Raw genomic sequence first — 23,166 nt, forward strand, 5'->3', positions numbered from 1 at the left:
ACTTTATTTCCCTTTTCTTATCTCTTTTTGTCCATTTTGCTTTGCTCCTTTGTTCCCTTGATACAAAAAGTGACAGCTGAGCGTCGCTCAGCTGTCACTTTGCTTGGAGTTTCCTCTATTTTGTGTTAATGATTTACTCGGTATGGCTCCGCCATTCCTCACTCCTCATTCCTCATTAATCTTACCGTTTCCGCCATTAATTCCGCCGCTTTCTGCTTTTTCTCCAACGTCACCGCAAAATACGGCTTATCTCCGTCAAAAAACCTGATCCTATTCTTATATGCTCCATACAACGCTTGTATCTGCTCCACCTCTGCGGTTTTCACAAAGAACAGCACCTTATCCCCTCTTTGTGTTATTTCTTTTATGCCAAGCTTTGAAGCAGTATTTCTCGTAAGTGCAACGTTTACAAGTCCCAGCACCGATTTCGGTGGGTCGCCGTATCTATCTATAAGCTCGTCGATAACGTCCCTGGAATCCTCCTCATTGCCTATGGAAGCTATCTTCCTATAACAATCTATCCTCTGTGACAAATTTTCTATATAATGGTCAGGTATAAATGCGTCTATGGATATATCCACCAAACAATCCTCAGGTGACGGTGGCAGAGCCTCTCCCTTTTGTTCAGCTATAGCCTCATTTAGAAGTCGCAGATACATATCATATCCCACCGCTTCCATATGTCCATGCTGTTTACCGCTGAGTATAGAGCCTGCACCTCTTATTTCAAGGTCACGCAACGCTATCCTGAAGCCTGAGCCGAACTGTGTGAACTCTCTTATTGCATCAAGCCTTTTTGCCGCTACCTCCGTGAGTACCTTGCCACGTCTGAAAGTGAAGTACGCAAAAGCACGGCGGTTTGATCTTCCCACACGTCCACGGAGCTGATAGAGCTGTGAAAGTCCTAATCTGTCAGCGTCCTCTATTATAAGTGTATTTACATTCGGCACGTCAACACCCGTTTCGATTATAGTGGTGCAGACAAGGATATCTATTTCTCTGTCGCAAAGCTGCCGCCATATTTCCGACAGTTCCTCCTCGGGCATTTGTCCGTGTGCGAACGCTATCCTCGCGTCAGGGAGCATTTCCTGAAGCTTATTTGCGGTCATCATGATAGTTTCCACCCTGTTGTGGATATAATACACCTGACCGCCACGTCGCAGCTCCTTGCTTATGGCCTGCGCTATAACGCCCATATTATGCTCTATAACATAGGTCTGAACAGGGTGTCTGTCCATAGGCGGTTCCTCTATGACCGACATATCTCTGATACCGCTCATTGCCATGTTAAGCGTTCTTGGTATCGGGGTAGCCGAAAGTGTAAGCACATCAACGCCCTTGAAAGTTTCCTTGAACTTTTCCTTATGGGCAACACCAAAACGCTGTTCCTCGTCTATGATAACAAGACCCAAATCCTTGAACTTAACGTCTTTCTGCACAAGCCTGTGCGTGCCTATGATAAGGTCGATAGTGCCACGGTTAAGCTCTCTTATTATCTGCTGTTGCTCCTTTGGTTTTCTAAATCTCGACAAAAGCTCCACCTTCACCGGAAAATGCTCAAATCTTTTTATCGCCGTCTGATAATGCTGCCATGCAAGAACAGTTGTTGGCACAAGTATAGCCACCTGCTTGTTATCGAGCATACACTTGAACGCCGCACGGAGTGCCACCTCCGTTTTGCCGAACCCAACATCTCCGCAGAGAAGTCTGTCCATTGGGGACGGCTTTTCCATATCTGACTTTATCTCCTGTATAGATCTTAACTGGTCGTCGGTTTCCTGATAATCAAAACGCTCCTCAAAATCCGCCTGCCAATCGTTGTCAGGGGAAAAAGCAAAACCCTTTGCCATTTGTCTTTGAGCATAAAGCTTTGTAAGCTCCTCCGCCATATCCTTTACGGCAGACTTTACCTTGTTTCGTGTCTTAGTCCACTCCATAGAGTTGAGCTTATTGAGCTTCACTGCCCCGTCATCTCTCGGACCTATATATCTTGACACAAGGTCAAGCTGAGTAACAGGCACATAAAGCACGTCCGTGCCTGCATATTTTATGGTGATATAATCCTTTGTTACGCCGTTCGTTTCTATATTTTTTATTCCTGAAAATCTGCCTATGCCGTACATAGCGTGAACAACAAGATCGCCTGTCTGTATATCCGAAAGGCTTTTTATCTCTTCTCCTGCCTTGTGACGGGATTTTCTCTTCTTTGCACTCATGGCTTTCATCTGAGTGATAGCCGCACAGCCTATATCAGGATAATCAAAGCCACCTGACAGACAGCCCGTGCGCAGGTATACTTTGCCCTTTATTATCTCGCTGTCCTCAGTGAGTATCTCCGCAGAGATGCCAGCATCATTAAGGTCTTTATTTATTATAGGAAGCGTCTTTTCCGAGCCTGCCAGCACAACAGTGCAATACCCCTGAGAGCAGAGATTTTTCAGTTCTTCTTCAAGATTGATGATATTACCGCCCCAAGCCGCCGTTTGTCGGCAGTCGGTATTGATAAGCTTTTTGAACTTCACGCCGTTGTTAGAGCGCATAAAGCTGTCAAGAAACACCGACTTCATTTGTGTTATTTTTAGTTCCGCTTGTGGTATATCAAGATAAAAGCCCTCCAGCTTTCTGAAAAGTATGCCGTCCTCATAAAGAAGCTTCATATCCTCTGAAAGCTGAGCAAGAGCCGCCTTGCCCTTTTCGATACAGTTCGTATACTCCGACACAAGGCAAACACCGCTTTGAAAATAGTCAAAAATAGTTGTGAGCTTGTCATAGCACACAGTATAATATTTATCAAGATTTGTGAGGGTGATACCGCTCTGAGCCGTTTCTATATCCCTTGAAATATTCGTTCTTATCTTGTCGGTGTGGTTTCCACGGACAGACTTTGACAAGGCTTCAAGCTTTGTCACAAGGTCATCAGTGTCAGGGAAAATAATCTCCAAGGCAGGGAAAACCGCTATATCGTCTATTGGGTCAGTACGTCTTTGGCTTTCGGGGTCAAAATATGATATAGAGTCAACCTCGTCGCCCCAAAGCTCTATTCTCACAGGGCGTGACTCCTGCACAGGAAAAATGTCTGCGATAGAGCCTCTCACAGAAAACTGCGCCTGACCCTCCACCTGATCTGTTCTTGTATAACCGCCTGCAAGAAGCTTGCTTGTAAGCTCCTCAAGGCTCAGTTCGCCCCCTGTTTTTATCTCAAAGGAAAACTCTTTCAGCTTATCCTGCGGAATAGTTCCCTGCAAGCAAGCTTCCATACTTGCGGCGATTATCTTGCATTTGCCCTGAGTGATGAGAGAAAGAGCCTCCAGTCTTTTGTGCTCATATTCTCTTGAAACGCCCTCCATGTATGCAAAGTTCAGGTCCTTTGCAGGAAAAACGCAGGCAAGCTGTTCTCCTGCCATTTCGTTTATATCCCCTGTCATTCTAATGGCTGACGCCTCGTCGTCGCATATAACAAGGCAAGGGGAAAGCCTGCTTAGAGCCATTGCGGTCTGAGCCTTGTGTATATTTGAAACGCCCGTGACCGCACAAGGGGTAAACCCTTTGAGCAGGCAGTTTTTCACATCTTTATAAAAGCCAAGACGGCTCGCCATTTCATAAAAAATATTCATCTTGCTGTTCTCCGAAAAAATATGCTTAATTGAACTTGTTCATAGCCTCGTTTATCTTGCCCTGCACCATAAGCTCCACAGCCTCGCAGGTGTTTTTATCCACATCAGAAAGCTTTTTCATTTCCTCGTCAGTGAATCTTGAAAGCACCCAGTCAGCCAAGTTGTAATCAGGGTGAGGCTTTTTGCCCACGCCTATTTTTACCCTTGGAAAGTCCTGACCGCCGCACAGTGCGATAATGCTTTTTATGCCGTTATGACCCCCTGCCGAGCCGTTTCTGCGTATCCTCATTTTGCCCACATCAAGTGAAATATCGTCATAGACCACGACAACATTTTCAAGCGGTATATCATAAAAGTCCATAGCGTCGCTGACAGCCTCACCGCTATTGTTCATGAAAGTTTCAGGCTTCATGACAAGACAGCTTTTTCCGCCTATAACGGCACGTCCCACAAGAGCCTTGAACTTATGGGTATTCACCGAAAAGCCGTATTTCTTTTCCATAGCCGCCACCGCAAGAAATCCTGCATTATGGCGAGTATTCTCATAAGCCACGCCGGGGTTTCCAAGACCCACGATAATATACTCAGGCTTGCCCATAGCCGTTTCCCTCTCGGCAGACAATTTCTTTAATTTCTCGAATATATCCATTGTAAATTCTCCTATCTTTTATAATATGTCAGCCCCGACAGCTTATTCTATCCACGCACAATAACCCCGTCTTTACGCAAGACGGGGTATAAACAAAAGCCGACATTTTACTGTCGGCTTTATTATAGCATATGAGATTTTGTTTGTCAAACGAAAAATGAATAAAATCAGCAGAAAGCAAAAGCATGTGGCTGTTCGTTCACACTCAAAGCTAATATCCGCTCTTACTTCTCCTCAGACTTGCCGTGGATAGCCTCGAACTTTTCTGTTCTCGCCTTGAGCTTCTTCTCAGCGTAGCCCTCTTTGATAGTCTCTCTGCCACGCTCGATAGCAAGTGCGTTGTCAGGGATATCAGTTGTGATAGTAGAGCCTGCCGCTGTGTATGCGCCCTTGCCAACTCTTACAGGTGCAACAAGGTTTGTGTTACAGCCGATGAAAGCATTGTCCTCGATAACAGTTCTGAACTTCTTGTCGCCGTTGTAGTTTACTGTTACAACGCCGCAGCCGAAGTTTACATTTGAGCCGACATCAGAATCGCCGATGTATGTAAGATGTGCCACCGCTGTGTATTCGCCGATAGTTGAGTTCTTTATCTCCACAAAGTCGCCTATCTTCGCACCCTTCTTGATGTGTGAATTAGGTCTGAGCTGTACATAAGGCCCTATCTTAACGTCGTCCTCGATAACAGACTCGTAAGCCTGAACATTGTTGAGGTTTACGCCGTTTCCTACAGTTGTGTTCTCTATTATGCAGTTGTTGCCGATATTGCAGTTCTCACCGATAGTGGTGTTTCCTCTAAGTATAACTCCGCTGTGTATCTTTGTTCCATGACCGATAGTAACATTGTTTCCTATAGAAACACCGTCTGTGCAGCAGAACTCGATACCCTCGTCAAGCCACTTTCCTATTATCTCATATCTTGCAATATCATTGAGTGCAAGCAGACCACGTCTGTCATTTGCACCAAGCGCAACATGAGGATTTGCAGAAATATATGCGTCAGCCTTTTTGCCCTTTGCAATAAGCAGTTCGATGCAGTCTGTAAGATAATACTCGCCCTGAGCGTTCTCAGGCTTGATGTCGAAAAGAACTTCCAACAGATCAGCCGTCTTGAACCAGTAACAGCCTGAGTTTATCTCAGTGATAGCAAGCTGCATAGGTGTGCAGTCCTTGTGCTCAACTATTCCAGAAATGCCATTCTCAGTGCGGATTATTCTGCCGTAGCCTGTAGGATTCTCAACTCTTGATGTAACAACAGTTACGCCGCAGTCCTTTTCCGTATGAAGCTCCAGCGCACCCTTGATAGTTTCTGCGTCAATAAAAGGAGCGTCGCCGCAAAGTATAAGTGTGTTTCCCTCAGCGTGAGCTTTAAGGAAATCAGCCGCCTGCATAACAGCATGACCTGTGCCAAGACGTTCTTCCTGCATAACAGTGCAGATATCAGCCTTTGACTTTCTCTGTGCAAGATAATCCTCTATCTGCTGACCCTCGTAGCCTTTTACAACGCAGATATCGTCAAGCTCTGCATTTTCGCAGGCTGTCAGCACCCACTCCAGCATAGGCTCACCGATAACATTGCACAAAGCTTTTGGCATATTGGTCTTCATTCTCTTGCCCTGTCCGCCGGCAAGAATAATAACATTGTTCTCCATAATACAAATTCCTTTCAGATACGTCCCACAAAATAAGACTTGGCACTTTCGCACCATTTCCTTATTATTATAATACGGTTGGGATAAAAAGTCAACAGTTGGTTCATATTTTATCGCAATTTATTCTTTTGCTTGACAACATATTGCGACACTGCTATAATAAAATGTGTAGTTATCATGTTAATATATTGCAGTTTTTTTCTGCTTCAGATATGGGGGAAAAATATATGCAGAAACAATTCTATCCTGTTATAGGAACTGAAAAAGCTCTGCCATTTTATATCATCGGCATAGGCGTGAGCTGCTGGCAGTTTCCTGTCAGCAGACCGGAGGGCTATGATTATCCTCAGCTTTTCGTCTGCCTTGAGGGCGAGGGTGAGGTAACGGTAGACGGCAAGACCGTAAAAATAATGCCTGACAGCATTTTCTATATACCACCGCACTGTCCCCACGAATATAGAGCCACGACTCATTCATGGTATCTTGACTGGGCGTGCTTTGACGGCAAACAGGCTCTCGAACTGCTGAAAGAATGGGATCTTAACAAATTTCATGTTTTCTTAAACTGCGGCGCAGAGCGTATGCACAAGCTTTTTGACAGCGCATACTACACCATAAAAAGCGACAAGGCATACGGCAACTATTATGCCTCCGCACAGCTTTACGATATGCTTCTTGAATACCGCAAGCTTTCAGACGATAAGTTCCCATACAAGAGCCGTGTAAATTCCGAAGCCATCGCAAAGGTCATGAAATACACCGAGGAGAATTATTCAAAGCCTATAAAGCTCGCCAACATGGCGGCTGTGGCAGGGGTATCAGAACAGCACCTTTGCAGACTTTTCAAGAAAAATTTCAGCATAAGACCAATGGAATATTTAAACACAGTGCGCATAAGCCACGCAAAGGAGCTTCTTACCTACTCCTCAAAGACAGTTGCGGAGATAGCTTCGGAAACAGGCTTCAGCGACAGCTCGTATTTTTATGTTGTATTCAAAAAGCACGAGAATATTTCGCCTGCTGAATACAGGAAGATAAAGGCGTAAGGGGGAACGAACATGGAAAATGATTATATCTATTCTTTTTCACAGATAGAGGACAAGGTCAAAGCGTTGCAGGCTGAGGATATCGAGGCTGCCACAGCTGTGGCATTGTCATGGCTTGGACTGAGCCGTGACGAGCTGAAAATACTCAGGATATTAGATTATAACAGCGCAATGAGAATGCTCCACACCGCAGGCAGAGTTATATACGTCCGTGAGGATACCATTGCGGATATGCTCAAAGGCATCTGCGAAAAAGCCCCTGAATACAGCATGGGATTTTTCATCACAGACGTGAACTCTGCATATGAAGCCGCAGAAAAGCAGGAGCTTTCCCCTATCAGCGTGCTTAAAATGAGATACTTCTACGAAAAGCACAGTGCAAAGCTTTCAGGAGAGCCTGAGGACAGAGTATTTCTCAAAGAGATACTGCGCTCAGTTGACGAAAGCGAAGCTGATATGGAAAAGCAATTCGCCGAATACGAAAAGAACGCACCTGAAAAAATATAGACCATTGCTACCGCACAAATACATCGTCTGTATGTAGTTCATTTGCCTACGCATCTATTTGTTATAATTCACAAGACGGCTTTCAAAGCCGTCTTTTTTATGTCCTAACAATAAAAAAGAGCAAAACCGAAGTTCTGCTCTTTTGTAAACTATTCTGTTAGTCTATCAAATCGAAATTAGATAGAAGAATGGCTCTTTACATAGTCAACAACAGCGTCAACAGTTGTGTAAGCAAGACCTACGCAAGTGTCAGCACAGCCGTAGTAAATAGCAATTCTGCCTGTGTCAGCGTCGCAAAGTGTTGCGCATGGGAATGTTACGTTCTGAACATCGCCTACGCACTCATAGATCTCTCTTGGGTTGATGAGATACTCGCCGCATCTGTACTTAACTTTCCATGGCTGCTCCTTGTCAAGGATGCAAGCTGAGAAGCTGTATACAAAGCCGTTGCAAGACTCAAGAACACCGTGATAGAAGCAGAGCCAGCCCTCGTCTGTCTCTATTGGAATAGGACCTGCACCGATCTTCTTGGACTCCCAGCCCTTGAGAGGTCCCATAACGTGTCTGTGCTCGCCCCAGTACTTCATGTCAGGTGACTGTGAAATGTACATATCACCGAATGGTGTGTGACCTGAGTCAGAAGGTCTTGAGAACATTACATACTTGCCGTCAATCTTTCTTGGGAAGAGTACGCCGTTTCTGTTGAATGGGAGGAATGCGTTCTCGCACTGATAGAATGTCTTGAAATCATATGTATAGCCTACGCCGATAGTTGGCTTCCAGCCGTATGCGTTACACCATGTTACCCAATATCTGTCTTCGATGAAGCATACTCTTGGGTCATAGCCGTAGCCCCACTGATTTACTTCCTCTGTAGACTTTTCAGCCTGCTCGAACATGATCCTTGTAGGGTTGATGTTCCAGTGAATACCGTCTTCAGAGAAACCAGCATGGAGAGCCATGTTTCTTTCCTTATCGTCAACACGGAATACGCCTGCGAACTTGCCCTCGAAAGGAACTACCGCACTGTTGAAGATAGAGTTTGATGTAGGAAGAAGATTTCTAGGAATGATAGGGTTTCTGTTATCTCTCCAGATCACTTCATTGCAGTCAGCCGGCTTATCCTGCCAAGGCATATTTGGGATAGCCTGTCCGTTGATTACTTTAACGCTCATGTTAAAATCCACCTTTCATAATATAAAAATTGATTACTTTTTATTTTTCCCCCGAATATATCTGCGAATAAATCCTCCGCTTATTCAAGGCGATGTCATTCGGCTTACCATTTTGGTAAAACGCCGTTGTTACTATTAAAGCATACTTTAAGAAAAATTTCAAGTCCCTATTTTTGCTGAAAACGTTTAAAATTTATATGTAAACGTATTCTTCTTAAATTTAACATTTTATTAACAGTTTGCATGGTTTCATATTTTTGCATCACAATAAAAAACTGCGACTTTATCCGCCTGCACGTCCGTTCTCCGCCCAGTCCATGATAAAAATGAAATATCAGGCAGTATTTTGAATGTAAATTATAAAAGTTGCCCATAATGGTCATATTAGCATAAGCATATTCGTGCAAGTTTCTGATTTTTTGCAGGAATGATAAAAAGCACTTGCAAAATTGGCAAAAAAGGTATACAATATTAAATAAGGATATCAGATACGTTCGGCAGAGTGCGACAGTGGTCGGGATTTGCCGAATTTGTTCTGTATAGTAGTGTACTATAATTTATAATTTACAAGTGGAGGACATTGATATGAAACTAACAGAAATGTCTGCAGAGGAACTGGCAGCATTCAAGGCGGAAGTCCAGAAAGAATATGACGATTTCAAGGCTCAGGGATTGTCGCTGAACATGGCAAGAGGAAAGCCGTCTGCCGAACAGCTCGACCTGACAGAGGGTCTGCTCACAGCAGTAAAGAGCAGCGAGGATTGTTTCGCTGAGGACGGCACAGATTGCAGAAACTACGGCGGTCTTGACGGTCTGCCTGAAGCAAAGGCGCTTTTCGCACCAATGCTTGGCGTAACGCCTGACGAACTTATCATTTGCGGAAACTCAAGCCTTAACATCATGTATGACACTATCGCAAAGTTCATGCTTTTTGGCACAGGCGACGGTGAAAAGCCTTGGAAGGATACAAAAGTCAAGTGGCTCTGCCCTGTTCCGGGATATGACAGACATTTTCTTATAACAGAAAAAATGGGCTTTGAGCTTGTAAACATTCCAATGGACAAAAACGGTCCTGACATGGATATGGTAGAAAAGCTCGTTGCCGAGGACGATACTATCAAGGGTATATGGTGTGTTCCAATGTATGCTAACCCTACAGGCACAACATACTCTGACGAAGTAGTAAAGCGTCTTGCAGCCATGAAGACAAAGGCTAAGGATTTCAAGATATTCTGGGATAACGCATATTGTATCCACCACCTTTCTGATACGCCTGACACACTTCTCAACATTCTTGACGAGTGCGAAAAGGCAGGCAACCCTGACAGAGTTTATATGCTCGCATCAACATCAAAGGTAACATTCCCTGGTGCAGGCGTTGCAATGATAGCGTCATCTGAAAAGAACATCAAGTACCTCAAATCCATGATGACAGTTCAGACTATCGGCTATGACAAGATAAATCAGCTCCGCCACGTTAAGTTCTTCGGCACATATGAAAACCTTATGGAGCATATGAAGAAGCACAGAGCTATAATCGAGCCTAAGTTCAAGATAGTTCTTGATACTCTCGAAAAGGAGATAGCACCTCTGGGAATCGGAAGCTGGGAGAAGCCAAACGGCGGTTACTTTATAAGCTTCAACGCTCTTAACGGCTGCGCAAAGAGAATTTGTCAGCTTTGCAAAGAGGCAGGCGTAGTCCTCACAGGTGCAGGTGCAACATACCCTTACGGAAAGGACCCTGACGATTCAAACATCAGAATTGCTCCTACATTCCCGCCTGAGAACGAGCTTAAAATTGCAGCCGACGTGTTCGCTACAGCAGTTAAGCTTGCAAGTGCAGAAAAGCTTCTTGCAGAATAATTCAACAAAGTCAAGATAACAATACTCTCTATATAAAAAAGCGATGACCTTGCAAAAGGCTCATCGCTTTTTTGTTTGCCTATAAAGCAAAAGCGGTATCGACCTCCTAAAAGGTCATACCGCCCGCTATGGTAAGGAAATTAAAGGCAACACCGCACAAGGCACGCCTGTCGGCTTTGCACGCAATCTGCTTGCAGATTTTCCGTCATATAGCACAGAAATTTCTTGACATACGTCAGTATGCCTGCAAAATTTCTGCACTATCTGACAAAAAATCTGACTGCGCATCTTACGCACAATCCTTGTGCGGTGCTGCCTTAAAATAGAAATAAAGCTTATTCTTTTACAGCTCCCGAAACAAGTCCGCTGTAAATGTACTTTTGCAGTAAGAGGAATATAATAAGAGTCGGAATGATACAAATTACGATTCCCGCAAAAACTACCTCCCACTGTACAGAAGTGGCATTCATAAGATTGTAAAGCACAGTTGAGATAACAACGTGGTCATCATCAGGCATATAAAGCTTTGGAGTGTAGAAATCGTTGTAGATACCAACGAACTTGATGATAAGCACTGTTGCTATTGCAGGCTTAAGGTTAGGGAGAATTATGCTGAAATATACCCTTGGATAAGAAGCACCGTCCATAATAGCACTTTCGTCCAGGGAATATGATATCTGTCCCAAAAACTGAATGAAAATATAGATAGAAATAATATCTGTACCTATATTCAAAATGATAGGTGCAAGCATAGATCTGTAAAGACCAAGCTTGTAAACTATCTGGAATACCGTTACCTGCATTGTGATATTAGGCAGAAGCGTTGCAATAAGGAACGCTGTCTTTACTACTCTTGAAAAATAGGTGTTGAAGCGCTGAACGACATAAGCCGTCATCGTACCTGTTATTATCGAACCAACGCAGGATACAACAATGATTATAGCCGTGTTTTTGAATGCAAGAAGAATGTTCTGTGTAAAGAACGCTGTCTTGAAGTTCTCCCACTGAGGCACTTCCGGAAGTGTGAACACCGTGGTGTTTGAAAGCTCTTTGTAGGTTTTCAGCGAGCCTATGAGCACAACAAGTATCGGTACTATTACTATAAGACAGCAGAGTATAAGAAAAGCATACTTGAAAATGTTCAGTACCCTTGAGCCGATATAAAGCGGCTTTGAATCTTTGTTTTCATTCTGTGCCATTATTTCACAGCCCCCTTTCTGCTCCTTTTGTTCTCCTTAGGGGTCTTGTCATCCTCACGGAAGAAGTATTTTTGTATAAACGTTACGATTATCGTTATGATAAGCAGCACGATACCCATTGCCGAAGCAAGACCCACTTTTTTCAACGAGAACGCTGTGTTGATAGTCTTGATAACGAATGTGGTAGTGCCCATCATGCCCTTTGTTGTGATATATGGTATCTCGAATACTGAGATAGCACCCTTTACAGCAAGGATAAGCTGCAATGAGATGATAGGCTTTATGCTTGGAAATACGATATATCTGAAATTCTGCCATGGGTTCGCACCGTCAAGGTCAGCCGCCTCGTAAAGGTCAGGGCTGATAGACTGGATAGCACCGATATACATGATGATATCAAAGCCTATGTATTTCCATATGGAAATGAACACCAAGCAGCAGTTTGCAAGAAACGGCCTGTCAACATCGAACCACAGTATCGGGTCAAGACCCAGTGTGGTAAGGATAGTGTTGAGCGTTCCGTCAGGGGTAAGACCCTTTTGACCTTTGAGGAAAAATCTTTGGAATATGATAGATACCGCAACGCCGTTCATAAGATAAGGGAAGAAAAGTATTCCCTTGAAAAGTCCCTTTGCTCTTATCTTTGAGCAGAGGATAGACGCCAGCAGCAAAGCCAGTGCCTGCTGAATGAATGAACCAACAAGATAATAAAGGCTGTTCTTGAAAGTTTCAAGATAGTCCTTGTCGGTGAATATCGTTACATAATTTGAAAAGCCTGCATATGTAGGGTTAGTGCCGTATGGATCTCTGTTCTGAAAACTGAATATGACCATATCCAGAGCAGGGATAAAGGTAAACGTTACAAGCAGGATTATCGGCAGTGCAAGAAACAGTATAGAAGTATAGAACTTTTTACCCGCATAAGTCTTTGACCACTGTGCAATGCCTTTTCTATTGCCGTTTTGCATTTGAGGTCCTCCTGAACACAATTATCAGGCACAGGAACAATGCCTGTACCTGATAAGTGATTTATCTTAAGTCTTAGCCGAGAACTTTATCTCTTGCAGCAGCCCACTTCTTGTTTACATCAGCGATGATCTCGTTGAAACCGTCGTCGCCCTTGCCTGCGAATGCTGCCTCAGCAAGCTTGATCTTGAAGTTGTCCTCGTCGCCCTGCCATACGCCAACGCCTGACTCCTTGTCGATCTCATCGAACTTACCAACGAGGTCGTCCGGAGCAACAGCCTTCTCGAAGAATACAGCGTCCTTGAATCCTGCCAGTGTGCTTGGGAGTTCCTTGTTCTGAACTGTTGAGATCATACCCTCCTGCTCAGAGAAACCTGAATCAGAAATGAACCACTCAACATATGCCTTTGCAAGATCCTGATTCTTGGAGTTTGCACTTACGCCGAGAGTATAGTCAGGGCCTTCCTCTGCGTATACCTTTCCGTCAGCCGCAGTGATAGGAACGGGCATATAACCGATATCGTCAGGGTTCTCAGCCTTTTCCATGAACTGTGAAACTGCCCATGAACCCATTACCATTGTAGCGATCTTGCCCTCACCGAACCATACCTTTGATGACTCCCACTCTGTGTTAGCGTGGTCTTCTTCAAGAAGGTCAGGCTTTGAGAACAGATCATACATCAGCTTGTATACTTCATAATAGCCGTTGCCCTCTACAAAAAGGTCGCTCTTGTTCTGAAGAAGATTATTCTCAGCGTCAGCACCGCCTGCTGCTGAAAGAACAAGGTTCTGCCACTGACCGATAGTCCAGCTTGCGTCCTTGAAGTTTGTGTAGTAAGGGATAGCGTCTGTGTTATCCTTGATGAGCTGAAGATCTGCAAGGAACTCGTCAGGAGTCTTAGGAGTTTCTGTTATACCAGCCTGCTCCCATATCTTCTTGTTGTAAAGAACGCCTGTAGCTGTTCCGCCTACCGCAAGTCCGTAAACATTGCCGTCAGCCGTCATCTTCTTGTCTGACCAGCGATATGTGTCCTTGAACTCGTCATAAGTTCCGAGAGATACGAAATATGTAGGAAGTTCCTCAAGCTTAAGGCTTGAAGGGATACAAAGAACATCGCCGTAATCATCTGTACCCATTCTTGTTGCTACATCTGTATCGTAGTCCTTGTATGCAGTGTATTCAACTGTGCAGTTGTAAGCTTCCTCAAACTTGTCTGTGAGAGCGTCGAGCTTGCCGTCCTCTTTTCTGTCAGTTCTGTTTGTAAGAACTTCCAGTTTTGCACCCTTTGCGTCGAATGCGTCTTTGATATCAGCCTGTGATACTTCAGGTGTAACAGCCTTGCTGCTTGAATCTGTAGAGCTTCCGCAGCCTGTGAACGCACTCATTGTTCCCATTGACAAAACCAGTGCCATTGCACCGGCACATATCTTCTTTGCTTTCATACTTGATAACCTCCGAATTAGCTTAATTTTATTAAGTAAATTAATTTGTCTTTAACGACAATATTAAGTATACAGCTTAAATAAAATTAAGTCAATATCTTTTCAGAAATTAATATCTTTTTAATCTTAATTTTGTGAACAAATATAAACTTAAAGGTCCGAATTTTAGCAATATGCACAAAAAAGTGGCGACAGTCTTAACAAAGACTGTCGCCAAGATCAAACGACCGACACAACCGACGGGGTCATGCCGCAAACAATAGAAAATCATAGATTAGAAAGGTGCACTTAATAAGTACAGTTATATTATAACTTAAAATTACTCATTTGTCAATAGCAAAATAAAAAAAGATCAGCAACCGCCATGCTGATCCTTTTGTTATATTCGCTAATAAAACACCTATATTCTCTTTACAGAGTCCTTTATAACAAGGTCGCCCTCGATAGTTCTTATCCTCGGCTTGCCGTCAGGTTCTTCCATTCTATCCATAAGTGTCATTACCGCAAGGTCTGCCATATAATCTGCATCAACGTTTATAGTCGTGATAGTCGGGTCTGAAACGTCGGAGATCAGATAGTTATCATATCCCACAATGGAAATATCCTCAGGCACGTTATATCCCATGCCACGGAGCTGTCTTATCGCACGGTAAGCCGCCTCGTCGCAGTTGCACACGAAAGCCGTTGGCATATCGTCCTCAGGGAAAGTCATAGTGATAAAATCACGCTTGTCACGATCGTCGATACGCCACTTTTCGTTGACCTCATAGCCATGCTCTATCATAGCCTTTACATAGCCCATATATCTGTCAAAAATACTCGTTGTGGCAAATTTATTTCCTATGTATCCTATCTTCCTGTGACCCATTTTTATAAGATATGAAGTAAGCTTGTAGCCGCCGCTGTAGCCATTTGTCACAACAGCGTCCAAGTCTAAGGACGGCACATAGTAATCAAGCAGTACAAGATCTTTCACATTGTCATTAAGAAGCTTTGCATAATCCTTGGAAAGCTGTCCCAGTGAAATAAGCGCTGAAACCTGCTTGTCCTCGATACAATGCGGGAGCATGAGCCTGTCCTCGTCCTCCTGATCCAGATTTTCCATTATGCAGTACATATTCTCTTTTTTGAGCCTTGTTACAAGAGCGTTATACAATGCCCAATAAAATGACCCGTTAGGATTGATGAATTTTGATGGGATAAGCACACCGATAGTATTGCCTCCCCTGTTCTGAGTGCTTTTCACGCCCACATAACCCATTTCGTCAGCGACCTGCTTTATCTTCTCTCTGAGAGCATCGCTAACTCCGCTTTTTCCTGCAAGGGCTTTTGACACAGTGACATTACTTGTGTCACAGGCTTTGGCTATATCTATAAGTGTAACTGCTTTCTTCAAAATTCTCACCGCTTTTTCTACTTAATGAACTTCTTAAAATAAACTCTGATAACATTCTCATTCAATTATATCATTTTATGACATAAAGTCAATAGAATATTGCAAAATCTCACATTTACACAAAAACGCAGACCAAAATCAGTTGATAATGCTCTCTACAGGAGCGTTATCCCTCTCTCTTTGCAGTCTTTTTCGCTCAATGAGTTTTCTTATTATAGTGCAGATGAGCAGAGCCGCTGATATGACAGCAACACCTATTATAGGATAAAATCTCCACATATATTCCTTATCCATATTCTGCAAAGACTGATCTACAGCCGAATTGCTCAGCTTATCCTGTATCCTTTTTATAAGATATCCGCCCGCTTTAAGAAACGATATCATGCCCCCAAGGCTAAGTATAAAGGAAACGATATATTTTTTGAAAAATGCAAACAATATTCCTGCAAACATAACAACAACGCCTGCCGCCATTGCCCACAGCACCCACTTTGGCGGAACGGGCTCTATATACTTGCCCATGATGCCCACGATAGTTACACCGCCGTAGAAAAACCCCGAATACGCAAACGGCACTATCATAAGAAGCTTCAAAATAAGATAATAAACAGGCTCACCGTTCGGTTTTGTGCGTTTCGCCTTTTTCATCATCTTTTTCGCCGAGCGGCTCTGCCTTTCTCTGGCTTCCTCACGCTCTCTCTGTTCTTCAAGCTCCTCTTCTTTTCTGAGCCTGTCCTGCTTTTCTTTCTGTGCTTTAAGTCTGTCTTTTTTTGACATAATGTACCTCTTTTATGTATTAAAATATTATCGTATCATAGTGTTCTCATCAGATATTTTATTATATCATAGTATGCCACGAAATTCAACACATACAAATGAAATTTTATTCCTTTGCACTGTTAAGAAGGCAGAATAAAATTGAAAAAGGCTTTCCAAGACAAATAATACTTATGCCGACGGCTGAATTAAATTTCTCAGCAGGTCAACAATAAAAGCGAAAAGAAAAACAGAAAGGAACGTGAAAAAAATGTCGTCATTTTTCAAAAAAGCAGCCTGCGTCACAGGGATAATACTGCTGGGGCTGTTTGGTCTTATAGGATTTTATTCCACAACGCTCCCCGATTTCTACCTTGTTTCAAAGGGCAGCGAGCTTAGCGTGAACTCCTTTTTCACCATATCCTCAAAGCCCTGCGAAAGCAAGGTGACAGTGGCGGTGTCAGGCGGTTCGTCAGGAGCGTCACGATACACAAAAAATATGCTCATGCTTTTTGGGGCAGTGCCAGTCAAGGAGGTTGAATCAAAGACAATGGAAAGACCAATGCTTTATCCTTGCGGACAGCCATTCGGCATAAAGCTTCTCACAGAGGGCGTAATGGTAGTCGATCTGCAAAAGGTGGATTCTTCAAGCCCTGCCAAAGATTGCGGTATCAGAGAAGGCGATGTTATAGTATCTATCGACGGAGAAAAAGTCAAAAGCAACGCAGACGTTGCAAAGATAATAAGAAGCTCAAACGGTGAAGCCTGCTCAGTGCGCATAAAGCGTGGAAGCAACGACCTGACCTTCAAACTCTGCCCACGCCTTGAGGACGGAAGCTACAGAGCAGGAATGTGGGTGCGTGACTCCTCCGCAGGCATAGGCACTCTCACATTCTATGACCCTGAAAACGGAACTTTCGGAGGTCTTGGTCACCCCGTATGCGACGCAGACACAAAAGAACCCCTCCCCCTCTCCGCAGGCACAGTTGGCGAAATAAACCTCACAGGCTTCAACAAGTCACGCTCAGGCTGTCCGGGACAGCTTTTAGGCGAGTTTGCAAACTCCGCCTCCACAGGTGATATCCTGAAAAACTGCGAGAGCGGTGTGTTCGGCACACTGAATGCAAACCCTTGCCCAAATGCAAAAGAGTTTCCTCTCGGCTTCCGTCAGGAGATACACCCCGGCAAAGCCAAAATACTCTCCTCTATTGACAATGACGGGCCAAAAGAGTACGAAATTTCTATCGAGCAGATAAATCTCTCAGATTCTGCCGAGCATGACCTTGTTATCAAAATAACTGACAAGACACTTCTTGAAAAAACAGGGGGCATTTTGCAGGGCATGAGTGGCTCGCCTATCATTCAGGACGGAAGACTCGTGGGCGCAGTGACCCATGTTTTTATCGAAGACACCGCCAAAGGCTACGGTATCTTCGCTGACGAAATGTATTCAAAGACCTCAGAGCTTGCCGAAAGCACCATAGAAAACGCAGGTTAGCGACCTTTGCCGACCGCTGTCGATTTATGAAAAGGCTTTGCATAGAGAAAAATATCATCTGCAGTCGAACAATGCTTAATTATCTTGTTTTGGCATATTCATGCACTAATATTTGTACACTTTGCATTAATAAGTCGATAATTTGTTGACGATTTTTCTAAAAAACTATTGCATTTAACAAATAAATGTGTTATCATTTATCTTGTGAAAGGGAGTTAAAACAAACGCTCTCAAACAAAAATGACAGATTATACGACGGAGGAAATGACAATGACAAACAAGATCAAAATTCTTATTGGCGACGATTCGGCACAGTACGGGGTAGCATGTGCTTCCTCACTGAGAGCAATGGGCTTTTTCGTGATAACACGTCCCAAGGACGGACTTACTATCTATGACGCTATCAAAAACGAACAGCCGGACGTTGTTATCGCAGACGCAGTGATGCCGAGCCTTGACGCAATCGAGCTTATCAGAAAGATACAGAACTCGTCCTATCAGAAACCGCTTTTTATAATTACAAGCGCCTATGAGAACTCATTTATAGAAACACAGGTCATGAACGCAGGAGCATCATATTTCATGCTCAAACCATTCGACATAAAGATACTTGGCGAGAGGATAAAGTCCATGCTGGATATCGACACCGATATATCCTCCGACTCAAGCTATATGAAAAACAAGCAAAGCATAAACCTTGAGATAATCGTCACAGACATAATCCATCAGATAGGCGTCCCTGCCCACATCAAGGGCTATCACTATCTCAGGGAAGCTATCATACAGTCCGTGAACGATAAGGAAATGCTTGAAAGCGTTACAAAGCTATTATATCCTGCAGTGGCAAAAAAATTCGCAACTACGCCCTCCAGAGTGGAAAGAGCCATACGCCATGCCATTGAGATAGCATGGGACAGAGGAGATATTGACACCCTCAACAGCTTCTTCGGCTACACAATAAACACAGGCAAGGGCAAGCCCACAAACAGCGAATTTATCGCACTTATCGCAGACAAAATAAGCCTTAAATTCAAGACCACCATGGCGGTCTAGGGGTCATAAGTCATATATGCAAAAAGAGCAGAACGCATTTTCACGTTCTGCTCTTTTGCCGTTTATTAATAAATGTAGGGGCGAACAGTGTTCGTCCGTCTTTGTTCGCCTGCTAAATTTGCAATAAGACAAACTTTTTCGCTTTGGGTGTGACGTTGCATTTCCGAACACAGGCGACCTCAGGTCGCCCCTACACACAAAATACAAAAAAGAGGGCGAAAATGATCCGCCCTCTGCATTTTCATATTATCACAGCTTTATCTCTTCGCTGTTCTTTTCGTCCTTGCTGTTGTCATGCTCTATCCTGTCACGGTGAGTTTCAAGAGGAGCCGAATCCTTTACGCCCTCAGTGGCTTCCGGTATAAAGCAGGTCTTTACCGTCATAAAGAATATTTTAAGATCAAGCATAAGCGACTGATGCTCTATGTACATAAGGTCAAGCTTCAGCTTGTCATAAGGTGTCGTGTTATACTTTCCCATTACCTGCGCATAGCCCGTAAGTCCAGCCTTGACTTTCAGCCTGTATTTGAACTCAGGCATTGTTTTTTCATACTTCTGCGCGATCTCAGGCCGCTCAGGTCTAGGCCCTACAAACGACATATCGCCCTTTAGTATGTTTATAAGCTGCGGAAGCTCGTCTATCCTTACTTTTCTTATAAACTTTCCTATAGGAGTGATACGGCTGTCATTTTTCTTTGCAAGGGTCGCACCGCTTTTCTTTTCAGCGTCAACTATCATGCTTCTGAACTTGTATACCTTGAACACCCTGCCCCCTGTTGTGAGCCTTTTCTGAGAATAAAGCACAGAACCGCCATCATAAGCCTTTATTGCAATAGCCGTCACCAGCATAAACGGTGACGCCACCACCAGTGCTGCTGCTGACAACAAAATATCGAGCGTTCTCTTTATCGCACGCTGTTCCCAACGCAAGCCGTCATTTCTCGCCAGCAAAAGGGGCGTATCAAAAAGGTGGAAATCCTCCGCACCCCTTACGATAATATCTGACAGCTTAGGGTTTATATAAGTCCTGATAGAATTTTCAAAAGTAAATTTCAAAAGCTTGTTTCTCAGGTCATTTGGAATATCCGAGATTATAACAGCCTCGTATTTTAATATCTCACGCTCGATATCCTCAAGGCTCTCCTCACAGCTTATAGAAGCGCATATCCTGTATTTGTCATTTCTCACGCTCATTTTTGAAACAAGGTACTTAGCGTTCTTGTTTCCATAAACGATTATCATTCGCCGTGGAGGGTATACCGCCTGATATATCCAAGTGAAAACATAGCTCCACGCAAAGGCTATGGCCACCTGAATTACCGTCATAACAAGTATGGGCGCTATGTTGAGCCTGCCTCGTCCGATAAGAGAAACGAGTATAAATTCTATAAAATTCGCACCCAGCACACCCAGCACCTGCGAGCCGAAAAGCCCCGTGAATTTATCATACCCAAGACGGAAGCCGTTAAAGGTCTTTGCCATGGATATATAGAGCACCGCATAGATAACCACCATAAGAATGTTACCATTATGCCAGAACGGGTCACGCATCGCCTTGTTGTAAAAGTTGTTCCAAACCGTGTCGAAGCACTTCATAAAGGCACAGATTATAACAAGTGCGCTGAGATAGTTAAGTATCTTTTTGAACTGATCTCTGTTATTCAACAAAAAACCGCCTTTCTCTGCTGTTTTTGTTATCTGCTCAATGAGTAAAGTATAGCATACTTTTCGCCAATAATCAAGCATTACACACAATTTTCACCGACTGCCACCTTTTTCAACCTGATTTTTCAAGATAATACCTGTATCTTCATTCGATATAGTTTTAAACTATGTCAGACCATAGAATAAAAATTATTGATTTACTAGGAATTTTGTGTTATAATATACTTTGCAGAAAAATAAAAAAATATATTTTTATATAGATAACAGAAAAGAGGAAAATAAATGAAGACCTGCGAGCTTTTCAAGAAAAAGACAACATTATCCTTTGAGGTATTCCCACCAAAGAGTTCAACGCCTGTTGAGAGCATATACAGCACCATATCACAGCTTCAGCCACTTAATCCTGATTTTATCAGCGTAACATACGGAGCAGGCGGAAGCACGAACAATGCGACTATCGACATATGCTCGGCTATAAAAAATCACCACAAGATAGAGTCAGTGGCACATCTTCCATGCCTTTATCAGACAAAGGAACGAGTATTAGAACAGCTTGAAGAGATGAAGTCTGCGAATATCGAGAACATACTTGCTTTGAGAGGTGACAGAAACCCTGATTTTGAGCCGGCAGGTGATTTTCACTACGCTTCCGACCTTGTATCTTTCATAAAAGAGCACAGCGACATGAACGTAATAGGCGCATGCTATCCTGAATGTCACCCGGAGTGCGACAGCATAGTAGATGATATAAAGCACCTGAAGGATAAAGTAGACGCAGGCTGTTCACAGCTTATCACCCAGCTTTTCTTTGACAACAGCACATTTTACGATTTCAGAGAAAAAACAGCCATAGCAGGGATAAACGTGCCTATCGAAGCAGGAATAATGCCTGTGACCAACAAAAAGCAGATACTTAGAATGACAACTCTTTGTCATGCGACCCTGCCGAAGAAGTTTCTAAAGATAATGGACAAATACGAGAACGACCCAATAGCAATGAGAGATGCAGGCATAGCCTATGCAGTATCGCAGATAGTAGATCTCATCGCCAATGATGTAGACGGCATACACCTTTACACCATGAACAATCCATATATAGCAGAGAAGATATGTGAAGCGGTGAAGTCGCTTTTCTGATTTACACAAACGCAAGCAGGCGGAGAATTGATCTCCGCCTGCTTTTTTGTTTTCCGAACAGACCAACTGTAGGGGCGAACAGTGTTCGCCCGTTTCATTTTTTCACGATCCTACTGATTATTACATTGTATAAACACTGCACCCAAATGTAGGGGACGGCGCCCCCGACGTCCCCACATCGAAGCGTTAAGGTTTGATTTATCATAAAGCTGTGTAGGCAAACAAAAGCGGGTCAGAGCTTTACACTCCGACACCGCTTTATTATAGCTTATTATTCATATCTCAAAGCGTCGATAGGATTGAGCTTCGCCGCCTTTATGGACGGAATAAGTCCAAATACTATTCCAACTACCATTGAAAATACCACCGACACTACTATTGACGCCGAGGATATCGCCACAGGCACTTCCGCTACCTTCGCTATTACCTGCGAAAGCCCTATACCCGTCAGCACACCGATTATTCCGCCTATGCTCGTAAGCACTGCCGCTTCTGTCAAAAACTGTGCAAGAATTCTCTTTTTCCTTGCTCCCAGTGCTTTTTTCAGTCCTATCTCTCTCGTTCTCTCTGTTACCGACACGAGCATAATGTTCATTACGCCTATACCGCCTACCAACAGTGAGATGCTAGCTATCCATATAAGCATCTTATTAGTGGATGAACTCAGATCCTGCAATGACTTCGCCTGCTCCAGCAGGCTATCGCTCTTGTATTCCACAGAAGCGCTGGTTTCCTCACTTCCGCCCTTTACAGCCGAAACGTTCTCGTTAAGAATATCCGCCGACTTTTTGCCCGCATTCGTCATTGAGTCCGTGTCCACAGCCTTTACGATACAGTTTTCAGGCTCGTCATAGCGAAAAACTATCCCCCAATCGTTTGTCGGAATAAAGACAAGTCCGCTTGATGTCTGATTGTATGTGTAGTAGTCCTCCACTGAGTTTATAACAGGCTCAAAGCTTGAATTTTTCACAGCCACGCCTATTACAGTGAAAGGCTCGCCGCTTATATCTACGACCTTTCCCACAGGGCTTTCACCCTGGAAAAGACCCTCTGCAAGCGTCTTGTCTACCACTGCCACCTTGTCGAATTTGGTGAAATTTCTCTTTACAAAACCCTTTCCCTCAACTATCTCATATCCAACAGTGTCAAAATAATCCTCGTCTACTCCGTATACAGTTGACGAATCCATTTTTTTGTTAAGATAAAACAGATTGTCAGGATTGTTTCTTGTGCGGTAAAAAGTGCTTGACTCCACCTCTTTAAGCTCGTTGATACGTTTTTTAGTGTCCGATGTGAACATTGCTACGTTAGACGGCGGTGCTTCATAGGAAAAGTCGCAAACCGTGTCGCCGTTTGAAAGCTGTATCTTCACAGTGTTGTTTCCTGCACCGATAAGATTGTTCTTTATCTGCTCATTTGTACCCTTGATAGTGGAAACTATAGCAATGATAGCCGCAATACCGATAATGATACCAAGCATGGTAAGAAACGAGCGTATCTTATGTGAAAGTATACCCTTGAATGAAAGTCTGATATTTTCTATCATA

At 43.6% G+C, this 23,166-nt stretch carries 17 protein-coding genes; 6 read left to right on the forward strand and 11 right to left on the reverse strand.

The window, feature by feature from the left end; genetic code table 11:
* Window positions 1-158: 158 nt before the first annotated feature.
* From mfd to glmU, 3 genes are all read right to left on the reverse strand, one after another.
* Entirely contained in the window at window positions 159-3,614 is a 3,456-nt protein-coding gene (gene mfd, locus DW015_RS05380; protein ID WP_117904723.1) for a transcription-repair coupling factor, read from the reverse strand.
* Window positions 3,615-3,639: 25 nt separating this feature from the next.
* Window positions 3,640-4,263 (reverse strand): aminoacyl-tRNA hydrolase, encoded by a 624-nt coding sequence (pth, locus tag DW015_RS05385; RefSeq protein WP_117865607.1) that lies wholly within the window; start codon window positions 4,261-4,263, stop codon window positions 3,640-3,642.
* Between the two features lie 224 nt (window positions 4,264-4,487).
* Window positions 4,488-5,915, reverse strand: a complete 1,428-nt coding sequence (gene glmU / locus DW015_RS05390; RefSeq protein ID WP_117904725.1) for a bifunctional UDP-N-acetylglucosamine diphosphorylase/glucosamine-1-phosphate N-acetyltransferase GlmU — start codon at window positions 5,913-5,915, stop codon at window positions 4,488-4,490.
* A gap of 227 nt (window positions 5,916-6,142) precedes the next feature.
* Here glmU and DW015_RS05395 point away from each other — a divergent pair, with 227 nt between their 5' ends.
* On the forward strand, window positions 6,143-6,961 hold the full coding sequence (locus DW015_RS05395) for an AraC family transcriptional regulator (protein WP_181979847.1): 819 nt from the start codon (window positions 6,143-6,145) through the stop codon (window positions 6,959-6,961).
* Window positions 6,962-6,973: 12 nt separating this feature from the next.
* Window positions 6,974-7,468 carry a hypothetical protein gene (locus DW015_RS05400; RefSeq protein WP_117904729.1) on the forward strand — a complete coding sequence of 165 codons (495 nt, stop codon included), beginning with the start codon at window positions 6,974-6,976 and terminating at the stop codon, window positions 7,466-7,468.
* A gap of 176 nt (window positions 7,469-7,644) precedes the next feature.
* Here the strand turns inward: DW015_RS05400 and DW015_RS05405 are convergent, their stop codons facing one another.
* On the reverse strand, window positions 7,645-8,643 hold the full coding sequence (locus DW015_RS05405) for a glycoside hydrolase family 130 protein (protein WP_046440570.1): 999 nt from the start codon (window positions 8,641-8,643) through the stop codon (window positions 7,645-7,647).
* Window positions 8,644-9,228: 585 nt separating this feature from the next.
* Between DW015_RS05405 and DW015_RS05410 the strand changes: the two genes are divergently transcribed.
* Window positions 9,229-10,506 carry an aminotransferase class I/II-fold pyridoxal phosphate-dependent enzyme gene (locus tag DW015_RS05410; RefSeq protein ID WP_117877197.1) on the forward strand — a complete coding sequence of 426 codons (1,278 nt, stop codon included), beginning with the start codon at window positions 9,229-9,231 and terminating at the stop codon, window positions 10,504-10,506.
* 335 nt (window positions 10,507-10,841) lie between these two features.
* Here DW015_RS05410 and DW015_RS05415 read toward each other — a convergent pair whose 3' ends face one another.
* The 5 genes from DW015_RS05415 to DW015_RS05435 all read right to left on the reverse strand — a co-directional run bounded on the left by DW015_RS05415 (window position 10,842) and on the right by DW015_RS05435 (window position 16,287).
* Window positions 10,842-11,705 (reverse strand): carbohydrate ABC transporter permease, encoded by an 864-nt coding sequence (locus DW015_RS05415; protein WP_117896558.1) that lies wholly within the window; start codon window positions 11,703-11,705, stop codon window positions 10,842-10,844.
* Window positions 11,705-12,673 (reverse strand): sugar ABC transporter permease, encoded by a 969-nt coding sequence (locus DW015_RS05420; RefSeq protein WP_022288679.1) that lies wholly within the window; start codon window positions 12,671-12,673, stop codon window positions 11,705-11,707. The genes DW015_RS05415 and DW015_RS05420 overlap by 1 nt, the downstream gene beginning before the upstream one ends.
* A 73-nt stretch (window positions 12,674-12,746) precedes the next feature.
* Window positions 12,747-14,114 carry an extracellular solute-binding protein gene (locus DW015_RS05425; RefSeq protein ID WP_117904731.1) on the reverse strand — a complete coding sequence of 456 codons (1,368 nt, stop codon included), beginning with the start codon at window positions 14,112-14,114 and terminating at the stop codon, window positions 12,747-12,749.
* 400 nt (window positions 14,115-14,514) lie between these two features.
* The gene (locus tag DW015_RS05430) at window positions 14,515-15,510 is read right to left on the reverse strand and encodes a LacI family DNA-binding transcriptional regulator (RefSeq protein ID WP_117904733.1); all 996 of its coding nucleotides are present in this window, start codon (window positions 15,508-15,510) and stop codon (window positions 14,515-14,517) included.
* A gap of 138 nt (window positions 15,511-15,648) precedes the next feature.
* Window positions 15,649-16,287, reverse strand: a complete 639-nt coding sequence (locus DW015_RS05435; RefSeq protein ID WP_022288682.1) for a hypothetical protein — start codon at window positions 16,285-16,287, stop codon at window positions 15,649-15,651.
* 250 nt (window positions 16,288-16,537) lie between these two features.
* Between DW015_RS05435 and spoIVB the strand changes: the two genes are divergently transcribed.
* Window positions 16,538-17,764: a SpoIVB peptidase gene (gene spoIVB, locus DW015_RS05440; RefSeq protein ID WP_117904734.1), complete on the forward strand. Its 1,227-nt coding sequence runs from the start codon at window positions 16,538-16,540 to the stop codon at window positions 17,762-17,764.
* A gap of 270 nt (window positions 17,765-18,034) precedes the next feature.
* The gene (spo0A, locus tag DW015_RS05445) at window positions 18,035-18,817 is read left to right on the forward strand and encodes a sporulation transcription factor Spo0A (RefSeq protein WP_117892584.1); all 783 of its coding nucleotides are present in this window, start codon (window positions 18,035-18,037) and stop codon (window positions 18,815-18,817) included.
* Window positions 18,818-19,066: 249 nt separating this feature from the next.
* On the opposite strand, the gene DW015_RS05450 is transcribed toward spo0A, so the two are convergent.
* Window positions 19,067-20,482, reverse strand: coding sequence for a sugar transferase (locus DW015_RS05450; RefSeq protein ID WP_117904857.1), 1,416 nt, complete (start codon window positions 20,480-20,482; stop codon window positions 19,067-19,069).
* A 282-nt stretch (window positions 20,483-20,764) separates the two neighbouring features.
* On the opposite strand from DW015_RS05450, the gene metF reads away from it, so the two are divergent.
* The gene (gene metF / locus DW015_RS05455; RefSeq protein ID WP_022288686.1) at window positions 20,765-21,619 is read left to right on the forward strand and encodes a methylenetetrahydrofolate reductase [NAD(P)H]; all 855 of its coding nucleotides are present in this window, start codon (window positions 20,765-20,767) and stop codon (window positions 21,617-21,619) included.
* A 271-nt stretch (window positions 21,620-21,890) separates the two neighbouring features.
* Here the strand turns inward: metF and DW015_RS05460 are convergent, their stop codons facing one another.
* On the reverse strand, window positions 21,891-23,165 hold the full coding sequence (locus tag DW015_RS05460; RefSeq protein ID WP_117904736.1) for an ABC transporter permease: 1,275 nt from the start codon (window positions 23,163-23,165) through the stop codon (window positions 21,891-21,893).
* Window position 23,166 lies beyond the last annotated feature (1 nt).

This window comes from Ruminococcus sp. AF37-20 (assembly GCF_003460465.1).
Lineage (GTDB): Bacteria > Bacillota > Clostridia > Oscillospirales > Ruminococcaceae > Hominimerdicola > Hominimerdicola aceti.